The sequence below is a fragment of the Streptomyces sp. L7 genome (assembly GCF_050990935.1).
Taxonomy (GTDB): domain Bacteria; phylum Actinomycetota; class Actinomycetes; order Actinomycetales; family Microbacteriaceae; genus Leifsonia.
Window position 1 is genome coordinate 207,056 of the sequence record NZ_CP194644.1, and the last position, 22,317, is coordinate 229,372.

Consider the following 22,317-nt stretch of genomic DNA (forward strand, 5'->3'; position numbering starts at 1 on the left):
CCCCATGCCCCGGATCCCCGTCAAGCGGGACGCCGGCGAGCGCGGGCGGCTTCAGGATATCCCGGTCCAGGGACACAAGCGTGTGCTGCTGGCGGCCCCGCGCGGCTACTGCGCCGGCGTCGACCGTGCCGTGATCGCTGTCGAGAAGGCGCTGGAGCACTACGGCGCGCCGGTCTACGTGCGCAAGCAGATCGTCCACAACGTGCACGTGGTGTCCGAGCTGGAGCAGCAGGGCGCGATCTTCGTGGACGAGGTCGACGAAGTGCCGACGGGCGCGCACGTCGTCTTCTCTGCCCACGGCGTCTCGCCCGCGGTCGTGAACGCCGCGGCCGACCGCGGCCTCCTCGCCATCGACGCCACCTGCCCGCTGGTCACCAAGGTGCACCGCGAGGCCGTGCGCTTCGCCCGCGACGACTTCGAGATCCTGCTGATCGGCCACGAAGGGCACGAGGAGGTCGAGGGCACAGCCGGCGAGGCTCCCGAGCACGTGACACTCGTGAACGGCCCGGACGATGTCGACCGCATCCAGGTGAAGGACCCGGACAAGGTGGTGTGGCTGTCGCAGACCACGCTGTCCGTGGACGAGACGATGGAGACCGTGCGCCGGCTCCGCGAGCGCTTCCCGAACCTCCAGGACCCGCCCAGCGACGACATCTGCTACGCGACGCAGAACCGTCAGGTCGCGATCAAGAAGGTGGCGGAGGACGCCGACCTCGTGATCGTGGTCGGCTCGGCCAACTCGTCCAACTCGGTGCGCCTCGTGGAGGTCGCGCTGGAGTACGGCGCGACCGCCGCCTACCGGGTGGACTACGCCAGCGAGATCCGCCAGGAGTGGCTCGACGGCGTTGCGACGGTCGGTGTGACCAGCGGCGCGTCGGTGCCGGAGGTGCTGGTGCAGGAGGTGCTCGCGGAGCTCTCCGGCGCAGGCTACGCCGAGGTGCAGGAGGTCAAGACGGCGGAGGAGGACCTGATGTTCTCGCTGCCGAAGGAGCTCCGCAAGGACATCAGCGGCAAGCAGGACGCTCGGGCGCTGGGCGGGCGGTCGGGGAGCTGACGCTCACCCGATCCGTTCGCTAGAACGCGCGCGACGACGCGGGGTCGGAGGCGGCCGAGCCGCCGAAGGCCGGACGGTAGACGGGCGTCTCCGGGAGTTCCACCACGTCCGCGACGACCACGGAGACGTTGTCGCGCGCCTGGTGCATCAGCGCGAGGGCGATCAGCGCGTCCGCGGCCTCCTGAGGCGTAGCCGCCGCCGCGAGGGTCTCGGCGACGTCGAGGATCGGCACGTAGTCGGTCAGCCCGTCGCTCGTCAGCAGCCAGCGGTCGCCGCGGCGCGCCGGCTCGGACATGACGTGCAGCGCGGCCGCGTCCCCCGCGTCGCCGCCGAGCACATGGGTGACCACCGACCGCAGCGGGTGCGAGGCGATGTCGCCTTCGCGGATCGCACCGGTGGCGAGCAGCTCGCGCACGAGGGAATCGTCCTCGGTGATCTGGGCGAGGCCGCCGTCCCGCAGGCGATAGGCGCGGGAGTCGCCGGTGTGCGCGACGGTGATGCGCTCGCCGTCGGAGAAGACCCCACCAGCGTCGTCGCCATCCCGGACAGCGCCGGGTCCATGCGGACGCGGAGGGCCAGGTCGGAGTTCGCGATCGCGACCAGCTCGCGGAGCCGCTCCTCGCCGGGGATGCGGCCCTCCGTCGCGTCCAGCATCGACGCGAGCCGGATCGCGACGGTCGCCGACGCGATCTCGCCGGCGGCATGACCTCCCACGCCGTCGGCGACGAACGCCGACCAGGCCGACGCGTAGAGGGAGTCCTCGTTGCCCTCGCGGTAGTCGCCGCTGACCGAGCCGCTCCCGGTCTCGAAGCCGAGCGGCGCGGGCGGGGCCGGCGGTTCGCCGGACAGGATGTCGTCGGCGTTGTCGGCGATCCAGCCCATCAGCGGCAGCAGGTGGCCGGTGACCTCCCGGCCGCGGGTGGTGAGGCTGTAGTCGACGCGCGGCGGGACCGTGGGCTGGGCGGTGCGAAGGACGAAGCCGTCCTTCTCGAGCGTGCGCAGGGTCTGGGCGAGCATCTTCTCGCTGATGCCCTGCACTGTGCGGCGCAGTTCGCCCCAACGCAGATCGCTGCGGGCGAGCGCGACCAGCACGAGCACGCCCCAGGTGCTGGTGACGTGGTTGAGCACGATGCGCGACGGGCACTCCGAGGGGAGCACGCCGTCGGTGAAACCGAGGCCCTCGAACGACTCGAATCTGGTGTCCACGTCAGTAACTTACCGAAAAGTGGGTACCTCCGACAGGGAAGTTTCCGGGCGGGACGTCTGTTGCGGACCACGACCGACCGAAAGGAAACACACCCATGACCATCGTCGTCACCGGAGCCACCGGACACCTCGGACGCCTCACCGTAGCCGCCCTCCTCGACCGCGGGGTGCCCGCCGCGGACATCCGCGCCCTCGGGCGCAGCGCCGAGCGCCTCGCCCCGGTGGCCGCCCTGGGCGCGCAGACCGCAGTGATCGACTTCGAGAAGCCGGAGACCCTGGACGCGGCGTTCGCCGGAGCCGACGCCCTCCTGCTCGTCTCGGGCTCGGAGGTCGGCCAGCGCATCCCGCAGCACCGCAACGCCATCGACGCCGCCGTGCGCGCGGGCGTCGGCCGCCTGGTGTACACGAGCGCCCCTCATGCCGACGCCACCGACCTGGTGCTCGCGCCGGAGCACGCGGAGACCGAACGGCTGCTCGCGGCATCCGGCCTCCCGGTGACGGTGCTGCGCAACAACTGGTACACCGAGAACTACGCGGGGCAGGTCGACATCGCGGCCGCGACGGGAGAGCTGGTCGGCAGTGCAGCGCCCGGCCGCGTCGCCAGCGCCTCGCGCAAGGACTACGCGGAGGCCGCGGCTGTCGTGCTCACGACCGACGGCCACGACGGTGCGGTCTACGAGCTCGCGGGGGATGTCGCGTGGACGTTCGACGACCTCGCGGCAGCCATCGGCGAGCTGCTCGGCCGCCCGGTCGCGTACCGCTCGGTGACGCCGGAGGAGCACGGCGCGGCGCTGCGCGAGGCGGGCCTGGACGAGGGGACCGCGGGCTTCGTGGTCGCGCTCGACGGCAACATCCGCGACGGCGCGCTCGCGGACGCGCCCGGGACGCTCAGCGAACTGATCGGCCGGCCGACGACGCCGCTCGCCGCAGGCCTCGCGGAGTCGCTCGCAGCCTAAGCGGAGGTCGACGCCCCGGGAGTGGCGGCCGGGCTCGTCGGATGCGGCGAGCTCGGCGCCGGGGTGCTCGGGCCCGGGGTGCTCGGGCCCGGCGTCGCGGGCGCGATCCCGTTGTAGTAGTCGAGCAGCACCGGGTCCGTCGAGAAGATCAGGCCCAGGACGACGAAGAGCGTGATGAACGCCACGATCCCGGCGATCAGCGGGACATAGAACGCCAGCCGCTTCTGCACGAGCAGCCACACCGAGAGCCCGAGCGAGACCGCCCAGATGCCGGCCATCGCGATCGTGCCCGCGGTGATCAGCGGGGCGACGGACGGATCTTGGGTGTACTTGCCGAGGTTGAGCGAGGAGTGCATGAGCTGCAGCATCGCGGGCAGACCCTGCAGGGTGCCGATCGTGTACGACATCCCGAAGAAGCCGACGACGAGCAGCACGATCGTCGTCGTGACGTTCCAGCGCGGCGCGTCGGCGCGGAGCTGGGGTCTGGACGGGTACGGGCGGCCGTAGCCGTCGCGTCCCTGCGGGGCGCCGTACTGGCCGCCCTCGTGCGGGCCGCCCTCGCGCTGGCCGCCCCAATACCCGGGCTGCTGCGGCGCGGCGGGAGGCTCCTCGACCTCCGACGCCGCCGGGCTGTGGTGCGTGGTGTCCAGCCGGTCGGCGTCCTGCGGGGGCTTCCACACCCAGCCGGGAGGGGCGAGCTCGCCGTATTTCGGGCGCGGACGTTCGTCCGGCGCCTTCTCCGGGTCGTGCTCGCTCATCCCCCCAGCCTACGTGTGGTGCCTACTTGCCGGAGTGACCGGCGCTGCCGAGCTGCTGCGTGGCCTCCACGACGCGGGCGGCCATCGCGGTCTCGGCGACCTTGCCCCAGGCGCGCGGGTCGTAGGCCTTCTTGTTGCCCACCTCGCCGTCGACCTTGAGCACGCCGTCGTAGTTCTCGAACATGTAGCCGGCGATCGAGCGGGTGAACGCGTACTGGGTGTCGGTGTCGATGTTCATCTTCACGACGCCGTTGCGGACCGCCTCGGCGATCTCCTCATCGGTCGAGCCGGAGCCGCCGTGGAAGACGAGGTCGAGCGGCTTCGGGCCGTGGCCGTACTTGGCGGCCAGGCCGTCCTGGATCTCCTTGAGGAGCTCCGGGCGCAGCTTGACGTTGCCCGGCTTGTAGACGCCGTGCACGTTGCCGAAGGTGAGTGCGGCCATGTAGCGGCCGTTCTCGCCGAAGCCCAGGGCCTCGACGGCCTTCTCGGCGTCGGCGAGGGTCGTGTAGAGGGCCTCGTTGGAGCCCTCGTGGCGCACGCCGTCCTCCTCGCCGCCGACGACGCCGATCTCGACCTCGAGGATGGCGTTGATGGCCTTGGTGCGCTTGATCATCTCCTGCGCGATCTCGAGGTTCTCGTTCAGGGGGACCGCCGAGCCGTCCCACATGTGGGACTGGAAGATCGGGTTGCGCCCCGCGCGGACCTCCTCCTCGGACGCGGCGATGAGCGGCAGCACGAAGTCGTCGAGGGCGCCCTTCGGGCAGTGATCGGTGTGCAGCGCGACGGTGATCGGGTAGTTCTTGGCGACCTCGGTGGCGAACTTGGCGAACGCGAGGGCGCCCGTGGCGCGGGCCTTGACGGTCTGGCCGGCGAAGTAGTCGGCGCCACCGGTGGTGACCTGGATGATGCCGTCGCTGCCCGCTTCGGTGAGGCCCTGGAGCACGGAGTTGATCGTCTGCGAGGACGACACGTTGAACGCGGGATATGCGAAGCCGCCCGCCTTCGCCTTGTCGAGCATCTCTGCGTACTGGTCCGGCGTGGCGATGGGCATTGCGGCTCCTTGGGAATCGGGGTGTCGAACGGGACTCATCATACCGACGCGGGTCCGGTGCCTCCGGCGACCTCCCCTCGATGTGGGCGACCTCCCCTCGATACACTGGCTTCGCCGTCGTCCGGCGGCTCGATTCGATTCGTCCGGGAGGACCCATCATGACCAGCACCGATACCGCGTCCCTCTTCCTTCACCCCGACCGGAACCTGGCGATGGAGCTGGTGCGGGCGACCGAGGCGGCGGCGATCCGGGCCACGCCGTGGATCGGCCGCGGCGACAAGAACGCGGCGGACGGCGCGGCCGTCGACGCGATGCGCAAGTTCCTCGGGACGGTCAACTTCGACGGGCTCATCGTGATCGGCGAGGGCGAGAAGGACAACGCCCCGATGCTGTTCAACGGCGAGCACGTCGGCAACGGACGCGGGCCTGCCTGCGACATCGCGGTCGACCCGATCGACGGCACCTCGCTGACCGCCGCCGGCCGCCAGAACGCGCTGTCCGTGATCGCAGTGTCCGACCGTGGCACGATGCTGGACGCCTCGAGCGTGTTCTACATGGACAAGATCGTCACCGGACCGGAGGGCCGCGGGGTCGTGGACCTGTCGCAGCCGATCGGGGACAACATCCGCGAGCTGGCGAAGGCCAAGGGCAAGCCGGTGGGCGAGATCCGCGTGGCCGTGCTCGACCGGCCGCGGCACGAGGGCCTCATCGAGGAGATCCGCGCCGCGGGCGCCGGGACCCGGCTCATGCTCGACGGCGATGTGGCCGGCGGCATCAACGCGGCCCGCTACGAGTCGCGCATCGACCTGTGCGTCGGCATCGGCGGCAGCCCGGAGGGCATCACGACCGCGTGCGCGATCAAGGCGATCGGCGGCTTCATGCAGGGCCGGCTGGCGCCGAAGGACGACGCCGAGCGCGCGGGCGGGATCGCGGCGGGCCTGGACATGGACCGGATCTACGGCGCCGACGACCTGGTGAAGGGCGACAACACCTTCTTCGTTGCGACCGGCGTCACCGACGGCGGCCTGGTGGAGGGCGTGCGCCGCAAGGGCCCGATCATCCGCACGGAGTCGATCGTGCTGCGCTCGAAGTCGGGAACCATCCGCCGCGTGGTCGCCGACCACCTCGCGGAGAAGTGGCTGTCGGCCGACGAGCTCTAACCGCGCGCCCCATCGGCGACATTCGTGCCGAATCGTGGCCTGCTCGCGTCACGACATTCGTGCCGAATGTAGCGTTTGCGCGCCGCATTCGTGACATTCGTGCGGAATCGTGGCTTGGCCGCGTGAGGAAATTCGTGCCGAATGTGGTGTTTGCGCGCCGTATTCGCGACATTCGTGCCGAATGTGCTAATGCGCGTTGGCGACGTTGGTGCCGCGTCGTGACGTGGTCGCGCGGCGTGCGGGGGCGGCGTCAGGCGGCGCCGGAGTCCGTGTCGCGGTCGGCGGCGCGGGCCTGCTCCTCGATGGCGAGCTTGTCGATGCCGTGCATGTCGCGGACCTCCTCGGCGGCCGGCACCTCGACTCGGAGGCGGGCCTCGGCCTGGGCGTCCAGCTCGTCGACCAGCTCGAACGCCGTGAGCTCGCGCGGCGCCTCCTCGATGCCCTCCAGGACGCCGATCACCTTGGACTCGTCCAGCGCGCCGAGCTTCCGCGCGGCCGGGAACACCTGGCGCTCGAAGGAGCCGACGAAGCCGTTGTAGTCCTTGACCGTGCGCTCGATCGACCGGCCGAGCTTCTCGATGTGGCCGGCGGTGGTGCCGAGTCGGCTGTAGAGGGTGCGGCTGAGGTCGAAGAGCTGTTTGGCCTCCTGGGTCAGCACGTCCTGCTGCCAGCTGAACGCGACCGTCTTCAGGACCGACCACAGCGTCACGGGCGACGCCAGCGCCACGCGCTTGCCGAAGGCGAACTCCATGATCGACGGGTCGGCCTCCATCGCCGACGACACCAGCGACTCGCTCGGGATGAACGCGATGACGAGTTCGGGGGAGGACTCCAGCCCCGTCCAGTAGGCCTTGCTGCCCAGCGTGGTGATGTGGTCGCGGACGGCCTTCACGTGCTGCTTGAGGAGAGCTTCGCGCTGCGCGCCCTCGGCACCGGTCGCGGTCGCGGGGATCTGGCTGGCCTCGAGGTAGGCGTTGAACGGCACCTTGGCGTCGAGGGCGATGTTCTTGCCGCCGGGGAGACGGATGATCATGTCGGGTCGGCCGGCGCCCGACTCCGAATGGATGCTGGACTGCACGTCGAAGTCCACCCGTTCGATGAGCCCCGCGGCCTCCACGACGCTGCGCAGCTGGGTCTCGCCCCAGACGCCGCGCGTGCTGTTGGAGCGGAGCGCGGACGCCAGCGACTCGGCGGTGCTCCGCAGCCGCTCCTCCGACTCGGCCGCCGACCGGAGTTGCTGGGCGAGCTGGCCGTGCTGCTGATTGCGCTGGGTCTCGAGCTCGATCACTTTGCGCTGCATGTCGCTGAGGCTCTCGCGCACCGGCGCCAGCGCCTGCAGCACCTTGCTCTCGGCGCGCTCGCGCTCGGTCTGCGCGAGGGCTTCGGCACGGTGCCGCTCCTCGGTCTCGCGCAGCTTCTCGTGCATCCCGCGCAGTTGCTCCTGCAGCGCGTCGACGCGGGTGTCGGCGGCGGCGAGCTCCGCGCGGAGCCCGGCCTGGGCGGCCGCCTCCTCCGCGCGCACCTCGAGGAGCTCCTTCTCGTGGCGGGCGGCGACGATCGCCGGGTCCTCCACCGTGGGCGCCGCGGCTTCGCGGCTCCGGAGCAGCCGTGCGACGGCGTATCCGGCTCCCGCCGCGCCGACGAGGAGACCGAGCAGGAGGCCGAGGAGCAGTGCGGGGAAGTCCATGCGCTCAGTGTCGCAGGGGCCGCCGACAACCGCCGCGAACGACGGAGGGCGGGGCGGGAAATCGCTCCCGACCCGCCCTCGGCGTGCCGCCGTGTGGTGGCTCAGCGGGTGAACCGCTCGCGCAGCTCGGCCTCCAGCGTCTCCAGGCTGCGTCCGCGGGTTTCGGGCAGGCAGCGTGCCACGAACACGACAGCGCCGACGCCCACGACCGCGAAGAGGAAGAAGGTGGGCGAGATCCCGAACCCGTCCACGAGCTGGGGGAAGAGGAACCCGACCAGGAAGTTCGTCAGCCACAGGATGAGCGCGGCGAGACCGAACGCGGCGCCGCGGATGCGTGCAGGGAAGATCTCCGCGAGCATCAGCCAGGTCACCGGGGACACGGCGCCCTGCTGGAAGGCGAGGAAGGTCACCGTCAGCGACAGCACCACGAACGGCAGAGCGGGTGTGTCGGCGAGCAGCGCGGAGGCGCCGCCGACCAGCAGCAGGGAGGTCGTCGTCCCGATCAGGCCGATGATCAGGAGGGGTCGCCGGCCCACCTTGCCGAGCAGGGCGATGCCGACGAACGTGGCGAGCACCGAGATGACGCCGTTGGCGATCTGGCCGACGAGCGCGCCCTGCTGGTCGAAGCCGGACTTCTGGAGGATCTGGACGCCGTAGTACATGATCGAGTTCACCCCGGTGAGCTGCTGCACCATCGCGATTCCGAGGCCGATCACGAAGACCCGGCGGATCCACGGCACGCCGAGCTCCTTCAGCAGCGGCGTGCGGACGGCGCGCTCCTCGTGGCGGCGGATGTCCTCGGCCTCCCGCTCGGCCTGCTGCTCCGTGCGGATGCGGCGCAGGACGGCGAGTCCCTCCGCGAAGCGGCCGTGCAGGATGAGCCAGCGCGGGCTCTCCGGCACGACGAGCATCCCGAAGAACAGCACCACGGCCGGCAGCGACGCGACGACGAGCATCCAGCGCCACACGGCAGCCTGCTCGGGGACGACGGAGGCGAGCACCGCGTTCACGACGAACGCGGCGAGCTGGCCGGAGACGATCATCAGCTCGTTCTGCGTGACGATGCGACCGCGGCGGGCGGCGGGGGAGAGCTCTGCCAGGTACATCGGCACCACGACCGACGCGCCGCCGACTGCGAGGCCGAGCACGAAGCGGGCGGCGATCATGACGCCGATCGTCGGGGCGAACGCGCACGCGACCGCCGCGATGAAGAACACGACCGCGAGCGCGCCGATGAGGCCGCGACGTCCGCGCCGGTCGGCGATCCGGCCGCCGAGGAAGGACCCGAGCGCCGCGCCGAAGAGGAGCGACGACACGATCGTGCCCTCCTCGAGCGGGGTGAGCGGACGCTGGTCGAACTGCATGAACGGCAGGGCGCCGCTGATGACACCGGTGTCGTAGCCGAAAAGGAGGCCGCCGAAGGTTGCGAGCACGGCGATCCGCCGCAGGAAGCGGCGCGCGCGGGGGTCGTCGGGGTGGGGAGGGGTCGAGCCTGCGGAGGCGGTGGTGCCGGCGGCCGTCTCGGCGGCCTCCGGGTGAGGGGATGCGGTCATGATCGCTCCTTCGCGTCTTGTTGCTATGTCTGGACATTAGAACGTGACGCGTGAAGTTGCAATGCTTTCATTACTGAGGTGTTTATGCCTGATTACTTTGTGCGGACGCGCGCGAGCCGAGGGACGCGCGGGCGCGCGGGAGTGCGGAGCGCAGCGGCGGAGCGCAGAGACGGAGCGCCGGGGCGCAGAACGGCGTGGGGCGGGCGCTAGGCCGCGACGGCCATGCCGATGCGGCCCACGCGGGTGCCGGTGAGAGCCGCGAGGTCGTCGATCGTCGCGGCGTCGTGGCGGCGCGCGGCGTGCACGACGATCGCCGCGCAGGCCTCCGCGTCGGCGAGGGCGTCGTGGTGGTTGAAATCCTCGAACCCGGCCGCCATCGCCGCGACCGGGAGGCGGTACGACTCCAGGTGGTAGGTGCGGCGGGCGACCTGGAGGCTGCACAGGTAGCGGTACTCGGGGCAGGCGACGAGGGTGGCGGCGCACGCGGCGCGGATGACGCCCATGTCGAAGCCGGCGTTGTGGGCGACCAGGTGGTCGTCCTCCGCGAACTCCACCAGGTCGGCGAGCTGGTCGACCCAGCCTGCGGCGTCGGCGACGTCCTCCGGCCGGATGCCGTGGATGCGGACGTTCCACTCCTGGAAGACGTCGTGCCCGAGCGGCGGCCGGATGAACCAGCTCGCGCGGTCGACCACGCGGCCGTCGCGCACCTTCACGAGCCCGACCGAGCAGGCGGATGCCGCCGAGGAGTTCGCGGTCTCGAAGTCGATGGCGGTGAAGTCCAGTGGCACGCCCGAATGCTCGCACGCCCCACCGACGTCGCCCGCCGCGCACCGCCGAGTACGCGCGAAATCGACCGAAAACCGCCGAGTACGTCGATTGTCTGCGTACTCGGCGGTTTCGGGTGCGGGGTAGGGTCGCCGGTATGCGGGAGCGACGGGAGCGGGAGGCGCACGCGCGCGCGTTCGACCGGGCGGCGGAGCTGTACGACGCGGCGCGGCCGGAGTATCCGGCGGACGCGGTCGCCTGGCTCACGGAGGGCGTCACCGGCCCGGTCGTCGACCTCGGCGCCGGCACCGGCAAGCTGACGCAGGCCCTGGTCGGGAGCGGTTTCGACGTGATCGCGGTCGACCCGTCGCCGCAGATGCTCGGCGTGCTGACCTCGCGTGTCCCGGAGGCGGACGCCCGGATCGGGACGGGCGAGAGCGTCCCCGTCCCCGACTCCAGCGCCGGTCTGGTGGTCGCCGCGCAAGCCTGGCACTGGGTGGACCGCGAGCAGGCCGTCCCGGAGGTCGCGCGCGTGCTGCGACCGGGCGGCCGAATCGGGCTGGTCTGGAACGACCGGGACGAGAGCGTCGACTGGGTGCGCGAGCTGGGCGAGCTGATGGGCACGGGGGAGGCGACCTTCGGCGAGGAGGAGGAACCGGCGGTGGGAGCGCCGTTCGGCGAACTGGAGCGGCACGACGTCCACTGGGTGCAGGCGCTCACGCTCGACGGCCTCCTGGATCTGGCGCGCTCGCGCAGCTACTTCATCACGAAGGACCCCGCTGCGCAGGCCGCGGTCATCGGGTCGCTGCGCCGGCTCCACAACGAGCATCCGGACCTGGCGGGGGCGGAGCGGATCGGGCTGCCGTACGTCACCCGGTGCTACCGGGCGACGCTGGGCTGACACCGGGCGGCTGAGCCGTGCCGCTGTCGCCCGTAGAATGGACGACCGTGGCTCTCACTATCGGTATCGTCGGACTCCCGAACGTCGGCAAGTCGACCCTCTTCAACGCGCTGACCAAGAACGACGCCCTCGCGGCGAACTACCCGTTCGCGACCATCGAGCCGAACGTCGGCGTCGTGAACCTCCCGGACCCGCGCCTCGACAAGCTGGCCGAGCTGTTCGGCAGCGAGCGCATCCTCCCCGCCCCGGTCTCGTTCCTCGACATCGCCGGAATCGTGAAGGGCGCGAGTGAGGGCGAGGGCCTCGGCAACAAGTTCCTCGCGAACATCCGCGAGGCCGACGCCATCGCGCAGGTCGTCCGCGGCTTCTCCGACCCCGACGTGGTGCACGTCGCCGGCAAGGTCGACGCGGCAGGCGACATGGAGACCATCAACACCGAGCTCATCCTCGCCGACCTGCAGACCCTCGAGAAGGCGGAGCAGCGCTACGAGAAGGAGGTCAAGGGCCGCAAGCTGGAGCCGGTCGTCCTGGAGACGGCCCGCGAGGCCATCGCGTTCCTGAACGACGGCAAGCCGCTGTCGGCCTCCACGATCGACCTGGAGCCCATCCGCGAGCTCGGCCTGCTCACCGCGAAGCCGTTCATCTACGTGTTCAACGTGGACGAGGACGTGCTGACGGATGACGGCCGCCGCGCCGAGTTGGCGGCGCTGGTCGCCCCCGCGCAGGCGGTCTTCCTGGACGCCAAGCTGGAGTCGGAGCTGATCGACCTCGACGCCGCCGACGCCGCAGAGCTGCTGGCGTCCACCGGCCAGACGGAGAGCGGCCTCGACCAGCTCGCCCGCATCGGCTTCGACACCCTCGGCCTGCAGACCTACCTGACGGCCGGCCCGAAAGAATCCCGCGCCTGGACCATCCACAAGGGCTGGAAGGCCCCCCAGGCGGCCGGCGTCATCCACACCGACTTCGAGAAGGGCTTCATCAAGGCCGAAGTCATCTCCTTCGACGACCTCGTCGACGCCGGCAGCGTCGCGGAGGCGCGGGCGCGCGGGAAGGCGCGCATGGAGGGGAAAGAGTATGTGATGCAGGACGGGGATGTGGTGGAGTTCCGTTTCAACGTGTAGCTGACCAAGGTTTCTCCTGTCCACGCAGCACAGTGTGGCTGGCGAATCCTGGCTGCGTCGGATGGACTAGAGCCAATCGACCCCCTCCCAAGCCTCTCGAAGGAGCTCAAATGGGAGGGGCCTTCTTCTTTTCGAGGTGTGCGAGAAGCCGAGCCTGTCCTGGGGATGAGCAAGTAGCCCTGGTGGTCGGCCGGGGCCTCGTGGTCGATGATCACCTGGCCTGCGCGCGGTTCTTGGCTGCGACGAACCACTACCGCTTCTCGGGCTATGCGAGGTACTTCCAGAATGCCCCGCACCTGGGCGATGATGACTTCCGAGCGGGTACCACGTTCGATCAGATCCGTGCCGTGTACGACGCAGATGAGGCGCTGCGCAACGCGCTCGTCCGGCCGCTGGCTCAAGTTGAGCTGATGCTTCGTTCACACACGTAGCCCGTGTCATGGCAGATCAGCACGGCGCATCGACCTGCTGTAACGATATGGAAGGTCAGGGCATCAATCGGATAATCGCGCGCCCTGGCCCCTGAAAAGTCGACGGCGGGCCTCAGTTCATGGTCGCGCTACCGTTGGGTTCCCGGCCCGCTGAATGCTGTGTCGGCAGGCCCGGTGTCGGTCCGATCCGCTCGGGCGCTGAGGTGGGCCGCGATGCCGGTGGAGATGAAGTCGGCGTACTGATCGAGAGTCCAGCCGTTCCGGATCACGATGAGGTCGTAGAGCTGGGGGGAACTATAGGTAAGCAGGATGTCCGCGACGCGCCTCACGGGAAGGCCGGGGGAAGGTGCCCGGCGTCGGCGAGGCGCAGGGCGTTCTCCGTCATCCGCGCCCGCCGATCCTCCTCCAGCTCGCGAGCCAGGTCTGCCAGTTCGGGGTCGTGTCCGGCGGCCGCATCCAGGAGGAGCAGGATGGGGGCGACCCGGGGGCCGACCTCGGCCGAGAGCCGGCCCCAACCATGCAGTAGGCCTGGGAGGTCAGCAGCGCTGAGCGCGTCCGAGCGGGTTTCGGCCGCGATCGGTCCGATGCCCCGTAGCGCCTCCTCGACGACAGCGCGGACGAGGGCCGGCTTGCCCGCGAACCGCTTGTAGACCGACTCCACCGAGACCTCGCATGCCCGGGCGACCTTCGGGATCGTCAGTGCGGCGTATCCGTCGGCAACGAGCATCGCGCGAGCGGTCTCGATCAGCGACTCCCGCATTTTCTCGGCCCGAGCGCGCCGGGCGGTCCCGTCATACTGCCGCTTGACTCCCGCCATCGCACGCTCCATACTCGAACTAATAGATACAGAGTAGTGTAATGAAATAGGGGGCACCATGTCCGCCGACACACATCCGTTTCTCGCCCGACTGCAGCGGGCCACGAACGACCACGACCTCGATGCGCTCGTGGACTGCTTCGCCGCCGAATACCAGAACGAGACGCCAGCACACCCAGGCCGTTCGTTCGAAGGAACCGAGCAGGTCCGGAGCAACTGGCAGCAGATCTTCGAATTCGTTCCCGATGTCCGGTCCGTGGTTCTAGGCCATACGGTCGCGGGCTCGGACGTGTGGTCGGAATGGGAGATGAGCGGTACGCGAGTCGATGGCACCCCGCATCTCATGCGCGGGGTCATCATCTTCGGGCTGCAGGGCGAGCGCGCCGCCTCAGCCCGTTTCTACCTGGAACCCGTGGATCAGACGGGAACGACCGTCGATGACGCGGTTCGAGCACAAGTGCATGCGGACGGCCCGAGATGATCGTCGTCGCGGGAGGCAGTGGCTTGCTGGGACGGCATGTCGTCGCCGAGCTGGTCGGCAAGGGCGTGAAGGTGCGGGTGCTGACGCGCGACACGGCCCGCGCGAGGGCACTCTTCGACGACCGAGTCGAGGTGGTCAGTGGCGACGTGCGAAGACGCGACGGACTCGACGAGGCGGTCGCTGACGCCGAAATGGTGGTCTCCGCAGTGCACGGCTTCCTCGGCGGCCGTGGGGCCGGACCCGCCGAGGTCGACGACCGCGGCAACGCCCATCTCGTGGAGGCGGCGGCAGCAGCTGACGCCGGGGTCGTCCTCGTCTCGGCGTCCGGCGCCTCCCCTGACCATCCCATCGACCTCTTCCGAGCGAAGTTCGCTGCCGAAGAGTACCTCCGCGAGAGCGAAGCGCCGTGGGTGATCGTGCGGCCGCCCGCCTACTTGGAGACCTGGCTTGGGATCCTGTCCACGACGGCCGGCGCCTCCGGCCGCCCGCTGGTGTTCGGCCGTGGTGTTCAGCCGATCCCCTTCGTGTCGGTCCTCGACGTCGCCGCCGTCGTCACTCGCGCCGCCACTGACCCGACCGTCCGGGGGCGCGTGATCGAGGTCGCCGGTGAGCCGATCACGATGAACGACCTGGCGCGTGCGCTGCAAGACGCCCGAGGTTGGCGTGGCCCCGCTCGGCACGTGCCACGGCCCCTCCTGCGCCTGCTCTCCGTGGCTGCGGCTCCCCTGAGCCCTGCATTCGCCCGACAGAATCGGACGGCGCTCGCGATGGACACTGGGGTTCCGCGCCCCGAAGCTCCCGTGGTGGGTCCCATCGATGGGCCGCGCCGGACGCTTGGAGACGTGCTGGCCGGATCCAGCGTGGCCTGACCAACGGCGTTATCTCTCTCTGCAACGTAACGTGGTCGAGTTCCGGTTCAATGTGCAGCTGATTGGGCGCGAGAGGCGAGCGGCGCGGCGAAAGTCACCGCGGGACTGAACGCCGTCGGGCCTTGCTTGGGGCGGGGCGCCGGCGAGTGAATGTGGTCCGGGCTGAACCAGCGGAGAGACCGGCCCCGCGGGATCCCGATGAGCGCCATGCCGCACAGCGTGTCGGAACGGCTTGCGCGGTCATCGGCGACGCGCATGCGCAACGACGACTCCGGGCGCCGACGGCCGCTTCGGGAGTTGCAGCTCTTAGTTTTCGACGGTGACGGGGGTGCCGACGGGTGCCCAATAGAACACCGTTGAGACCACGTCGAGCGCGACGTGGACGCAACAATGGGAGCCCTGGGTCGTGTAGAGCGGGCTGCCGAGGGGGAATGTCTGCCATGACGCGTCGTGGAAGCCGCAGCCTCCGGCGGTGAAGGGCATCCAATACTGGACCGGGTCGTTCCAAGCGCCGTTCACGTCGCCTCCGGAGAGCACCGTGTTCTGAGCCTTGTCCCGGATATGGAAGTTGCCGATCGGAGTCGAGTCGTCCACGTTCGCGATTGCCGATGCGCCGGTAGTGACAGGCCCGTCCGTGTACAGGGCTTGCCCATCACACGCATACAGGTGCTGCGCGCTGATGCTGACGATGATGTGCTTGACTCCGGGCTGATTTCCGGCGCATGCCGGGGAGACCGCCGGGGCAGGTGGCTGCGCTGGGAGGGCGATGGAGACCGCGACCGGGGTCGGGGCGGCAGCCACCGGAGCCGCTGTATGTTTCGGGGTCGGTCTCGGGGTGGGCGCCGCGGCGCTGCACCCAACCAGGACGGCGAGGAGGGAGATCGCTCCAGCGATGGTTGCACCTCGTCGCAGGTTGATCGTGAATTTCATGTGGTTGTCCTCGCCAGAGCTCATGCGTACCCTCAAGAATCTAACCCGTCGGTGCGCGACGTCAAGTGATTGAGAAGTTCTCCGGCCCTGCGCGGCGCGCAGAACGACCCTCCTCGCCCGGTTCACGGAGCGTCTCTCTTGTGCTTTTCGCCAACGTTACGTGGTGGTTCCGGTTCAACCTGTAGGTATCCCCGGCGTTCACCAGCCCTGTGACCCGGGCGACCCCTTGAAGGGCCCGACGACCGCACTCGTGATCCAGCCGCCGTAGAAGCCTCCGGGCTGCGGCGTGACGACCTCGCCGTCGACCGTGCACTCGTCCATCTGCTGCGCGTAGACGGCGACGCGGTCTCGGAGCGGCTCGAACCCGGGCGACGGATGCGGGTAGTTCCACGCGCAAGCGGATCGCACCTCGCCTCCGCCGCGCACGTCGAGATATCGTGCGGTGCCCTTGAATTCGCAGAACGACGAACCGTCGGCGTCGACCAGCGCGCCGGTCGCGAAGTCCGCGATCGGGAGGTAGTACACCGGCGGATGGCTGGTCTCGAGCACGCGGACGACGTCTCGGGTTTCGACGATGAGCTGCCCGCCCAGACGGATCGTGACAGGCGCGGTGACGCGCTCGATGCGCGGCGGCCTCGGGTAGTCCCACACAGACTCCTGTCCCGTTCCTGGGATCTCGGGGCGCGGTCGGGGCACCTGTTCACTCTATGCCCGCGGTGCTTCACTGGAGTATGGCCGCCTCACCGATGTTCCCGCTCGGATCCGTGCTGTTCCCCTCCGTGGCCATCCCGCTGCGGGTGTTCGAGCCGCGGTATCTCACGATGGTCGGGCGATTGCTCGACGAGGATGAGCCGGGGTTCGAGTTCGGCGTCGTCCTCATCGAGCGCGGACCCGAAGCCGGGGGCGGCGACCAGCGCTCCTCGGTCGGGACCATGGCGCGTCTTGTGAGCGCCGCCGCGGGCACCCAGGACCTGCTCATCGTCGGCGTGGGGACCCGGCGGTTCACGGTCGAGCGCTGGGTCGACGACGACCCGTATCCTCGGGCCGAGCTGGCGATGCTGCCGGATCTGGAGTGGTCCGAGGCGCTCGCACCACTACGGGCCGAGGCCGAAGCGGTTGTCCGACGCGTGATCGCCCGCGTCGCGGAGCCGCAGTCGGATGCCGGCACCGAACTGTCGGACGATCCCGTCGCAGCCGTGTGGCAGCTGGCGGCGATCGCCCCGCTGGGAGAGTACGACAGGTACACCCTGTTGAGGTCGACATCGATGGGGGTCTCCTGCGTCAGACGATCGATCTGACCCTCGAAGCCGAGGAGCTCTGGTCCGCCGAGTACGGCAGCTGACCGCCACTGCCAACTCCCGCAGGAAATCTGAGCAGGAGACGGCTCAGATTTCCTTCCGAACACCGTTCGGAAGGAAATTCTCGCAGCGTCTCCTTTCCCCGGGCGCCTCCGGGCGCCCGCCCGCTACGGCTCCGTCGTCAGCGGCGGATTCCCGATCACCGTGTGCAGCCAGATCCAGCTCCCGTTCGTGCTTCCGCGCACCAGGTCGACGTGCACGGTCTCGTCGGGCGCGATCGGCCCCACCCCGACGTGCAGTGAGCGGGCCTGCGGCGCGTCCAGCGTCCACGTCTGCGCCACGACCCCTGCGTTCGCGGACGCTTCCACCGTCAGCACCGCCCCCAGGTCGAGGAAGAAGGGCGCCACCGCCCAGGCGAGGTCGTACGACCGCGTCGCGGTGATCCCGAAGTCGGCGGGCGTGAAACGCACCGAGACGCGGAACCAGTCCGCCGGTTGGCCGGGGTGCACGTCCCATGAGTAGAAGAACGCCGGGTTCAGGTCCGGCGCGAACAGGACGTCGCCGGTCGCGACCGCCGAGGCGAGGGTGAGGTCGGCGCCCGTGCCGAGGGTGCGGGCGAGGTGGCCGGCGTCGAGGGCGGCGATCGTGCCGGGGTACTGGCCGAAGCCGGGGAGGCCGCCGAGCTGGCCGCGGAGGCGGTCGGCGAAGTCGGCGAGTTCGGCGCGGTCGGGGCGGCGGGCCGTGCCGCCGGGGGAGGAAGGGATGCTGTTCATGGTGCCGCACCCTACGCCGCCGGAAGGCCCGCGGGGATAGGCAGGCGCCCGAAAAGCGCGGCGCTCAGAACTCCCGCAGCACCGCCGCCTTCGGCCCCGCGACCAGCGTCCCCGCCGGCACGTCCTCCGCGACGATCGCCCCCGCCGCGATCACCGCGTCCCGGCCGATGCTGACGCCGGGGAGGATGGTCGCCCCCGCGCCGATCCACACGTTCTCGGCGACGTCGATCGGGCCTCCCGTCAGCCAGACCCGGCGGTCCTCCACGTCGACGGGGTGGCCGACCGTGATGAAGGTGACCCGCGGCGCGACCAGGACGCGGGGTGCCAGGCGGATGCCTGCGTAATCCAGGAAGGTGCAGTTCTGGTTGATGAACACCCGCTCCGAGAGCTCCAGGTTCAGGCCGTGGTCGGTGAAGAACGGCGGGTAGATCGTCACCCGCTCCGGCAGCGGGCCGCCCAGGATCTCCGAGAGCAGCGCCGCCTTGCCCGCCTCGTCGTCGAACGGCAGGACGTTCAGCCGGGAGGTCAGTTCGGTGGCGCGCAGGACGCGCTCCGACATGGCCTGGAACTCGGGCGAGTGGATGCGCATCAGGAGGTCGCTCGGCACCCCACGATCCTCCCTCCGCGTCCGGCGCGCGCCCGGCCGGACACGCCCGCGATGTCGGCACGGGACGGTACCATGCCCGCATGGCCATCCAGGTGCTCCCGGCGACGGGCCGCTGGGACGATTTCGCCACGTTCATGGTGCCGCGCACGGCCGGCGCCGGCGGCTGCGTGTGCATGTCGTACCGGGATGCGCGCCTGCCGATGCCGGAACGGATCGACTACATGCACCACGAGTGCTCCACCGAGCCGGGGCCGGGCGTGCTGGTCTACGCCGACCGGGAGGTCGCGGGCTGGTGCTCGGTGGCGCCCAAGTCCACGTACCGGCGGCTGATGAACTCGCGCACCATCCCGCACCTCGACGAGGAGCTCGACCCGTGGTCGATCGTCTGCTTCGTGGTGCGCGGCGGGTTCCGCAAGCGCGGGCTGATGCACGACCTCCTCGACGGGGCGGTGGAGCACGCGCGGGCGTCGGGGGCGCGGCTGCTGGAGGGCTACCCGGTCGAGACGCGCGGCGAGCGGGTGGATGTGATCAGCGGCTACGTCGGGACCGTCGAGCTGTTCGAGAAGCACGGGTTCACGCGGCTGCGGGAGACGGACGCGCACTCGGGCGGCTCGGTGCGGTGGGTGATGCGGCGGGAGCTCGGCTGAGCGAGGGCCGACACGCACGACGGCCGCCGACCCGAAGGGGGCCGGCGGCCGTGCGGGCCGGGGGCGACGGCGGAGGACTCACCCCCGGCTGATCCGCCGCCGGTAGATCGCGGCGGCGAAACCGTAGGCGACGACCAGGATGCCGACGCACCAGGCGAGGGCGATCCAGATGTCCCCGGTGACCGGCTGCTGCGCGAACAGCGCCCGGATCGTGTCCACGATCGGCGTCACCGGCTGGTGCTCGGCGAACCAGGCGACCGGGGCCGGCATCGTGTTCGTGGGGACGAACGCCGAGCTGATGAACGGGAGGAAGATCAGCGGGTAGGCGAACGCGCCCGCGCCGTCCACGCTCTTCGCCGACAGTCCGGCGATGACGGCCACCCAGGTCAGCGCCAGGGTGAACAGCACGAGGATGCCGGCGATCCCGAGCCAGGCGAGAACGCTCGCCCCGGTGCGGAAGCCGATCAGCAGTGCGACCAGGACCACCAGGACGACCGAGATCATGTTGGCGACCAGCGAGGTGAGCACGTGGGCCCAGAGCACGCTCGACCGGGCGATCGGCATGGACTGGAAGCGCTCGAAGATGCCGCCCTGGAGGTCCATGAACAGCCGGTACGAGGTGTACGAGATGCCGGACGCGATCGTGATCAGCATGATCCCGGGGAGCAGGTAGTTCACGTACGAGCCCGAGTCGGGGCCGGTGTTGATGGCCCCGCCGAGCACGAACACGAACAGCAGCATGAGGGCGATCGGCACGATGGTGACCGTGATGATCGTGTCCAGGCTGCGCGTGATGTGCTTCATGGACCGCCCGGTGAGGACGGTGGTGTCTGCGACGAAGTTCGCGGTGGACATCAGGACTCCTTCGACGGCTGCGTGTCGGCGGCCGCGGATCCGGTGGAGGGGGAGGCCGGGGCGGCGGCGGAGGCAGACGGCCCGACGATGGCGAGGAACACGTCCTCCAGGCTGGGCTGCTTCTCCACGTACTCGACCTTCGCCGGCGGGAGGAGCTGCTTGAGCTCGGCGAGCGTGCCGTTCGCGATGATGCGGCCCTCGTGGAGGATCGCGATGCGGTCGGCGAGCTGCTCGGCCTCGTCCAGGTACTGCGTGGTGAGCAGCACGGTCGTGCCGCGGCCGGCGAGGCGCTTGACGGTCTCCCACACCTCGATGCGGGCCTGCGGGTCGAGGCCGGTGGTCGGCTCGTCGAGGAACACCACCGGCGGCTGGCCGATGAGGCTCATCGCGATGTCCAGCCGGCGGCGCATGCCGCCCGAGTACGTGCCGACCTTGCGGCCGCCCGCGTCGGTGAGCGCGAAGCGCGCCAGCAGTTCGTCCGCGATCCCTCCCGGGTTCTTGAGGTGGCGGAGCCGGGCGACCAGGATGAGGTTCTCCCGGCCGCTCAGGATCTCGTCCACCGCCGCGAACTGGCCCGTGAGGCTGATCGAGTCGCGCACGTCGTCCGGCTTGCGGGCCACGTCGAACCCGTTCACCGTCGCGGTTCCCTTGTCGGCCTGCAGCAGAGTGGAGAGGATCTTCACCGCAGTGGTCTTCCCGGCCCCGTTCGAGCCGAGGAGGGCGAAGATGCTGCCGCGCTGGACGTCGAAGTCGACGCCGCGGAGCACGTGCAGGTCTTTGTAGGACTTCTCGAGGCCGCGCACCTGGATGGCGGGGCCGGTCGTGGTGGTCGTGCTCATGACTCCTTCTCCTGCTCGCGTTCGGCCGCGTCGACGGCCTCGGTGAGGCGGGCGCGCTCCTTGTCGATCCAGCGGGTGCCGACGTAGGCCGCGGCGAAGGCCTCGGCGAACTCGACCGGGTCGTCCCCGACGATGTCGCGGACCGGGGTGTCGTCGGCCGCCGCGCGCTCCCAGAGCTCGACGAAGTCGGTCATCATCGTGAGGATGGTGTCGCCGTCGACGATCCCGCCGTTGTACATGAGGTAGCGGTTGAGCGCCTTCGCGACGCCGTTGTACGGCTCCGGGAGGGCGTCCAGCCGGCTCTTGATCTGCCGGTACTGCTTCTTCTGCTCGAGCGATCCGGTGACCAGCTCGATCCACTTCGGCGCCATTTCAGTTTCCTCCGTCTCGGAGCTGTTCCAGTCGTTCTGCGAGGAAGCTCCACGTCCTCCAGAACTCGTCCAGGTATTCGCGTCCCGCCGCGTTGAGCGAGTACACCTTGCGGGGCGGCCCCTTCTCCGACGGGACTTTCTCGACATCCACGAGGCCCCGCTGCTCCACCCTGACGAGCAGGGCGTAGACGGTGCCTTCGGCGATGTCTTCGAAGCCCTGGTCGCGCAGCCACGAGGTGATCTCGTAGCCGTACGCGGCCCGGCCCGACAGGATGGCGAGGACGATGCCCTCGAGCGTGCCCTTGAGCATCTCGGTCGTCTGCTTGCCCACGTGACACCCCTTTCCAACTACTCAGTGCTGTTGACTACCACTAGATAGTAACGCCGAGTACTGGTAGATAGCAACACTGAATAGCGATTTCTTTACGCAGGAGAAATGGCGACGACACAGGCAGAATCTCCTTCCCAATGCCGTCGGGAAGGAGATTCGGAGCAGAACTCCTGCGCGGGCTCACCGCCCCGCGGAGCTCACCACCTCGTCGACGAAGCCCGCCGTGGCGGACACCACCAGCTCGCGCACGTCGTGCGCGGTGAGCGGGGAGGCCTTCAGCGTCTTCATCCCGTGGTCGGCGCCCGCGACGGGCGCGATCCGCACGTTCGCATGGTCGCCGGGCGCGGCCGCCAGCTCGGCGCGCAGCGACTCCGCGCCGCCGAACGTGTCGCGGTCGCCCTGCAGCACCAGTACGGGGACCGACGGGGTGAGCAGCTCATCCAGACGCGAGGCCTCGGGACGGCCGGGCGGATGGAGCGGGAAGGCCAGGCACACGACCGCGGCGGCGCCGGTCGTATCGGCCGTGCGGCAGGCGACCCGCGCCCCGGCACTGCGACCGCCGACGATCACGGGGAGGCCCCCGGCGAGCTCCGCGACCACAGGGGCGGTCTCCAGCCAGGCGGCGTCGAGCGCGGCCGGACGGGAGGCGACCTTCTTCCCGGCGACCCGCCACGGCTGCTCGTAGCGCGCGACAGTGACGCCGAGGGCCGGCAGTTCGGACGCGAGCGCGGTCAGGTCGGCGGCGCCGATGCCGCCGCCCGCTCCGTGGCCGAGCCAGAGCAGCGCGCGGGGACGCTCCGCGGGCGCGACGACCAGCCGGCCGGGCCCGGCGGCGGTCGGAACGTCCACATCCACG

At 70.1% G+C, this 22,317-nt stretch carries 28 protein-coding genes; 10 read left to right on the plus strand and 18 right to left on the minus strand.

Features of this window, described 5'->3' with window-relative positions; genetic code table 11:
* Positions 1–4 precede the first annotated feature (4 nt).
* Positions 5–1,054, plus strand: a complete 1,050-nt coding sequence (locus tag ACR5MH_RS01020) for a 4-hydroxy-3-methylbut-2-enyl diphosphate reductase (RefSeq protein ID WP_431349490.1) — start codon at positions 5–7, stop codon at positions 1,052–1,054.
* A gap of 19 nt (positions 1,055–1,073) precedes the next feature.
* Here the strand turns inward: ACR5MH_RS01020 and ACR5MH_RS01025 are convergent, their stop codons facing one another.
* A complete protein-coding gene (locus tag ACR5MH_RS01025) occupies positions 1,074–1,349 on the minus strand; it encodes a hypothetical protein (protein WP_431349239.1) in 276 nt (91 codons plus the stop codon).
* Positions 1,310–2,260, minus strand: a complete 951-nt coding sequence (locus tag ACR5MH_RS01030; RefSeq protein ID WP_433862177.1) for a winged helix-turn-helix transcriptional regulator — start codon at positions 2,258–2,260, stop codon at positions 1,310–1,312. Before ACR5MH_RS01030 ends, ACR5MH_RS01025 begins: the two co-directional genes overlap by 40 nt.
* Before the next feature lie 95 nt (positions 2,261–2,355).
* On the opposite strand from ACR5MH_RS01030, the gene ACR5MH_RS01035 reads away from it, so the two are divergent.
* Positions 2,356–3,216 (plus strand): SDR family oxidoreductase, encoded by an 861-nt coding sequence (locus ACR5MH_RS01035; RefSeq protein WP_431349240.1) that lies wholly within the window; start codon positions 2,356–2,358, stop codon positions 3,214–3,216.
* On the opposite strand, the gene ACR5MH_RS01040 is transcribed toward ACR5MH_RS01035, so the two are convergent.
* Both ACR5MH_RS01040 and fbaA read right to left on the minus strand, forming a co-directional pair.
* The gene (locus ACR5MH_RS01040; protein WP_431349241.1) at positions 3,213–3,974 is read right to left on the minus strand and encodes a DUF6264 family protein; all 762 of its coding nucleotides are present in this window, start codon (positions 3,972–3,974) and stop codon (positions 3,213–3,215) included. The two genes, ACR5MH_RS01035 and ACR5MH_RS01040, sit on opposite strands and share 4 nt — an antisense overlap.
* A 22-nt stretch (positions 3,975–3,996) precedes the next feature.
* Positions 3,997–5,025, minus strand: coding sequence for a class II fructose-bisphosphate aldolase (gene fbaA, locus ACR5MH_RS01045; RefSeq protein ID WP_431349242.1), 1,029 nt, complete (start codon positions 5,023–5,025; stop codon positions 3,997–3,999).
* Between the two features lie 158 nt (positions 5,026–5,183).
* Between fbaA and glpX the strand changes: the two genes are divergently transcribed.
* Positions 5,184–6,185, plus strand: coding sequence for a class II fructose-bisphosphatase (gene glpX, locus ACR5MH_RS01050; protein WP_431349243.1), 1,002 nt, complete (start codon positions 5,184–5,186; stop codon positions 6,183–6,185).
* 250 nt (positions 6,186–6,435) lie between these two features.
* Here glpX and rmuC read toward each other — a convergent pair whose 3' ends face one another.
* The 3 genes from rmuC to ACR5MH_RS01065 all read right to left on the minus strand — a co-directional run bounded on the left by rmuC (position 6,436) and on the right by ACR5MH_RS01065 (position 10,213).
* Entirely contained in the window at positions 6,436–7,872 is a 1,437-nt protein-coding gene (gene rmuC, locus ACR5MH_RS01055; RefSeq protein WP_431349244.1) for a DNA recombination protein RmuC, read from the minus strand.
* Between the two features lie 101 nt (positions 7,873–7,973).
* Positions 7,974–9,425, minus strand: coding sequence for a sugar porter family MFS transporter (locus tag ACR5MH_RS01060; RefSeq protein WP_433862178.1), 1,452 nt, complete (start codon positions 9,423–9,425; stop codon positions 7,974–7,976).
* A 206-nt stretch (positions 9,426–9,631) separates the two neighbouring features.
* Complete coding sequence (locus ACR5MH_RS01065; protein ID WP_431349245.1) at positions 9,632–10,213, minus strand: exonuclease domain-containing protein; 582 nt, start codon at positions 10,211–10,213, stop codon at positions 9,632–9,634.
* Between the two features lie 134 nt (positions 10,214–10,347).
* Between ACR5MH_RS01065 and ACR5MH_RS01070 the strand changes: the two genes are divergently transcribed.
* The 3 genes from ACR5MH_RS01070 to ACR5MH_RS01080 all read left to right on the plus strand — a co-directional run bounded on the left by ACR5MH_RS01070 (position 10,348) and on the right by ACR5MH_RS01080 (position 12,643).
* Positions 10,348–11,091, plus strand: a complete 744-nt coding sequence (locus ACR5MH_RS01070) for a class I SAM-dependent methyltransferase (protein WP_431349246.1) — start codon at positions 10,348–10,350, stop codon at positions 11,089–11,091.
* 47 nt (positions 11,092–11,138) lie between these two features.
* Positions 11,139–12,212, plus strand: coding sequence for a redox-regulated ATPase YchF (gene ychF, locus ACR5MH_RS01075; protein WP_433862179.1), 1,074 nt, complete (start codon positions 11,139–11,141; stop codon positions 12,210–12,212).
* Positions 12,213–12,394: 182 nt separating this feature from the next.
* Entirely contained in the window at positions 12,395–12,643 is a 249-nt protein-coding gene (locus ACR5MH_RS01080; protein ID WP_431349247.1) for an Abi family protein, read from the plus strand.
* A gap of 128 nt (positions 12,644–12,771) precedes the next feature.
* Here ACR5MH_RS01080 and ACR5MH_RS01085 read toward each other — a convergent pair whose 3' ends face one another.
* Together ACR5MH_RS01085 and ACR5MH_RS01090 are read right to left on the minus strand one after the other, a co-directional pair.
* On the minus strand, positions 12,772–12,972 hold the full coding sequence (locus ACR5MH_RS01085; RefSeq protein WP_433862180.1) for a hypothetical protein: 201 nt from the start codon (positions 12,970–12,972) through the stop codon (positions 12,772–12,774).
* Positions 12,969–13,460: a TetR/AcrR family transcriptional regulator gene (locus tag ACR5MH_RS01090; RefSeq protein WP_433862181.1), complete on the minus strand. Its 492-nt coding sequence runs from the start codon at positions 13,458–13,460 to the stop codon at positions 12,969–12,971. The genes ACR5MH_RS01085 and ACR5MH_RS01090 overlap by 4 nt, the downstream gene beginning before the upstream one ends.
* A gap of 58 nt (positions 13,461–13,518) precedes the next feature.
* On the opposite strand from ACR5MH_RS01090, the gene ACR5MH_RS01095 reads away from it, so the two are divergent.
* Both ACR5MH_RS01095 and ACR5MH_RS01100 read left to right on the plus strand, forming a co-directional pair.
* Positions 13,519–13,941, plus strand: coding sequence for a nuclear transport factor 2 family protein (locus tag ACR5MH_RS01095; protein ID WP_431349249.1), 423 nt, complete (start codon positions 13,519–13,521; stop codon positions 13,939–13,941).
* Positions 13,938–14,810 (plus strand): SDR family oxidoreductase, encoded by an 873-nt coding sequence (locus tag ACR5MH_RS01100; RefSeq protein ID WP_431349250.1) that lies wholly within the window; start codon positions 13,938–13,940, stop codon positions 14,808–14,810. Before ACR5MH_RS01095 ends, ACR5MH_RS01100 begins: the two co-directional genes overlap by 4 nt.
* A 306-nt stretch (positions 14,811–15,116) precedes the next feature.
* On the opposite strand, the gene ACR5MH_RS01105 is transcribed toward ACR5MH_RS01100, so the two are convergent.
* Both ACR5MH_RS01105 and ACR5MH_RS01110 read right to left on the minus strand, forming a co-directional pair.
* Positions 15,117–15,740 carry a L,D-transpeptidase gene (locus tag ACR5MH_RS01105; protein ID WP_433862182.1) on the minus strand — a complete coding sequence of 208 codons (624 nt, stop codon included), beginning with the start codon at positions 15,738–15,740 and terminating at the stop codon, positions 15,117–15,119.
* Positions 15,741–15,938: 198 nt separating this feature from the next.
* Positions 15,939–16,436: a DUF427 domain-containing protein gene (locus ACR5MH_RS01110; RefSeq protein ID WP_431349252.1), complete on the minus strand. Its 498-nt coding sequence runs from the start codon at positions 16,434–16,436 to the stop codon at positions 15,939–15,941.
* Positions 16,437–16,486: 50 nt separating this feature from the next.
* On the opposite strand from ACR5MH_RS01110, the gene ACR5MH_RS01115 reads away from it, so the two are divergent.
* Positions 16,487–17,038 carry an LON peptidase substrate-binding domain-containing protein gene (locus ACR5MH_RS01115; RefSeq protein WP_431349253.1) on the plus strand — a complete coding sequence of 184 codons (552 nt, stop codon included), beginning with the start codon at positions 16,487–16,489 and terminating at the stop codon, positions 17,036–17,038.
* Positions 17,039–17,205: 167 nt separating this feature from the next.
* Here ACR5MH_RS01115 and ACR5MH_RS01120 read toward each other — a convergent pair whose 3' ends face one another.
* Together ACR5MH_RS01120 and ACR5MH_RS01125 are read right to left on the minus strand one after the other, a co-directional pair.
* Positions 17,206–17,811, minus strand: coding sequence for a hypothetical protein (locus tag ACR5MH_RS01120; protein ID WP_433862183.1), 606 nt, complete (start codon positions 17,809–17,811; stop codon positions 17,206–17,208).
* A gap of 64 nt (positions 17,812–17,875) precedes the next feature.
* Positions 17,876–18,418 (minus strand): DapH/DapD/GlmU-related protein, encoded by a 543-nt coding sequence (locus ACR5MH_RS01125; RefSeq protein ID WP_431349255.1) that lies wholly within the window; start codon positions 18,416–18,418, stop codon positions 17,876–17,878.
* An 80-nt stretch (positions 18,419–18,498) separates the two neighbouring features.
* Between ACR5MH_RS01125 and ACR5MH_RS01130 the strand changes: the two genes are divergently transcribed.
* Entirely contained in the window at positions 18,499–19,065 is a 567-nt protein-coding gene (locus tag ACR5MH_RS01130; protein ID WP_433862184.1) for a GNAT family N-acetyltransferase, read from the plus strand.
* A gap of 78 nt (positions 19,066–19,143) precedes the next feature.
* Here the strand turns inward: ACR5MH_RS01130 and ACR5MH_RS01135 are convergent, their stop codons facing one another.
* The 5 genes from ACR5MH_RS01135 to ACR5MH_RS01155 form a co-directional block, all read right to left on the minus strand.
* Entirely contained in the window at positions 19,144–19,920 is a 777-nt protein-coding gene (locus ACR5MH_RS01135) for an ABC transporter permease (RefSeq protein WP_431349258.1), read from the minus strand.
* Positions 19,920–20,759, minus strand: coding sequence for an ABC transporter ATP-binding protein (locus ACR5MH_RS01140; RefSeq protein ID WP_431349259.1), 840 nt, complete (start codon positions 20,757–20,759; stop codon positions 19,920–19,922). Before ACR5MH_RS01140 ends, ACR5MH_RS01135 begins: the two co-directional genes overlap by 1 nt.
* Positions 20,756–21,130, minus strand: coding sequence for a DUF1048 domain-containing protein (locus ACR5MH_RS01145; RefSeq protein ID WP_431349260.1), 375 nt, complete (start codon positions 21,128–21,130; stop codon positions 20,756–20,758). The genes ACR5MH_RS01140 and ACR5MH_RS01145 overlap by 4 nt, the downstream gene beginning before the upstream one ends.
* Before the next feature lies 1 nt (position 21,131).
* Positions 21,132–21,461, minus strand: a complete 330-nt coding sequence (locus tag ACR5MH_RS01150) for a PadR family transcriptional regulator (protein WP_185276928.1) — start codon at positions 21,459–21,461, stop codon at positions 21,132–21,134.
* A gap of 180 nt (positions 21,462–21,641) precedes the next feature.
* Positions 21,642–22,316, minus strand: a complete 675-nt coding sequence (locus ACR5MH_RS01155; RefSeq protein WP_431349261.1) for an alpha/beta hydrolase family protein — start codon at positions 22,314–22,316, stop codon at positions 21,642–21,644.
* Position 22,317 lies beyond the last annotated feature (1 nt).

Coding starts and splice junctions, on each gene's coding strand:
- ACR5MH_RS01020 (WP_431349490.1), top strand. CDS start 5: ATGCCCCGGATCCCCGTCAAGCGGGACGCCGGCGAGCGCGGGCGGCTT.
- ACR5MH_RS01025 (WP_431349239.1), bottom strand. CDS start 1,349: ATGTCCGAGCCGGCGCGCCGCGGCGACCGCTGGCTGCTGACGAGCGAC.
- ACR5MH_RS01035 (WP_431349240.1), top strand. CDS start 2,356: ATGACCATCGTCGTCACCGGAGCCACCGGACACCTCGGACGCCTCACC.
- ACR5MH_RS01040 (WP_431349241.1), bottom strand. CDS start 3,974: ATGAGCGAGCACGACCCGGAGAAGGCGCCGGACGAACGTCCGCGCCCG.
- fbaA (WP_431349242.1), bottom strand. CDS start 5,025: ATGCCCATCGCCACGCCGGACCAGTACGCAGAGATGCTCGACAAGGCG.
- glpX (WP_431349243.1), top strand. CDS start 5,184: ATGACCAGCACCGATACCGCGTCCCTCTTCCTTCACCCCGACCGGAAC.
- rmuC (WP_431349244.1), bottom strand. CDS start 7,872: ATGGACTTCCCCGCACTGCTCCTCGGCCTCCTGCTCGGTCTCCTCGTC.
- ACR5MH_RS01060 (WP_433862178.1), bottom strand. CDS start 9,425: ATGACCGCATCCCCTCACCCGGAGGCCGCCGAGACGGCCGCCGGCACC.
- ACR5MH_RS01070 (WP_431349246.1), top strand. CDS start 10,348: ATGCGGGAGCGACGGGAGCGGGAGGCGCACGCGCGCGCGTTCGACCGG.
- ACR5MH_RS01090 (WP_433862181.1), bottom strand. CDS start 13,460: ATGGCGGGAGTCAAGCGGCAGTATGACGGGACCGCCCGGCGCGCTCGG.
- ACR5MH_RS01095 (WP_431349249.1), top strand. CDS start 13,519: ATGTCCGCCGACACACATCCGTTTCTCGCCCGACTGCAGCGGGCCACG.
- ACR5MH_RS01100 (WP_431349250.1), top strand. CDS start 13,938: ATGATCGTCGTCGCGGGAGGCAGTGGCTTGCTGGGACGGCATGTCGTC.
- ACR5MH_RS01105 (WP_433862182.1), bottom strand. CDS start 15,740: ATGAAATTCACGATCAACCTGCGACGAGGTGCAACCATCGCTGGAGCG.
- ACR5MH_RS01115 (WP_431349253.1), top strand. CDS start 16,487: ATGTTCCCGCTCGGATCCGTGCTGTTCCCCTCCGTGGCCATCCCGCTG.
- ACR5MH_RS01120 (WP_433862183.1), bottom strand. CDS start 17,811: ATGAACAGCATCCCTTCCTCCCCCGGCGGCACGGCCCGCCGCCCCGAC.
- ACR5MH_RS01130 (WP_433862184.1), top strand. CDS start 18,499: ATGGCCATCCAGGTGCTCCCGGCGACGGGCCGCTGGGACGATTTCGCC.
- ACR5MH_RS01135 (WP_431349258.1), bottom strand. CDS start 19,920: ATGTCCACCGCGAACTTCGTCGCAGACACCACCGTCCTCACCGGGCGG.
- ACR5MH_RS01140 (WP_431349259.1), bottom strand. CDS start 20,759: ATGAGCACGACCACCACGACCGGCCCCGCCATCCAGGTGCGCGGCCTC.
- ACR5MH_RS01145 (WP_431349260.1), bottom strand. CDS start 21,130: ATGGCGCCGAAGTGGATCGAGCTGGTCACCGGATCGCTCGAGCAGAAG.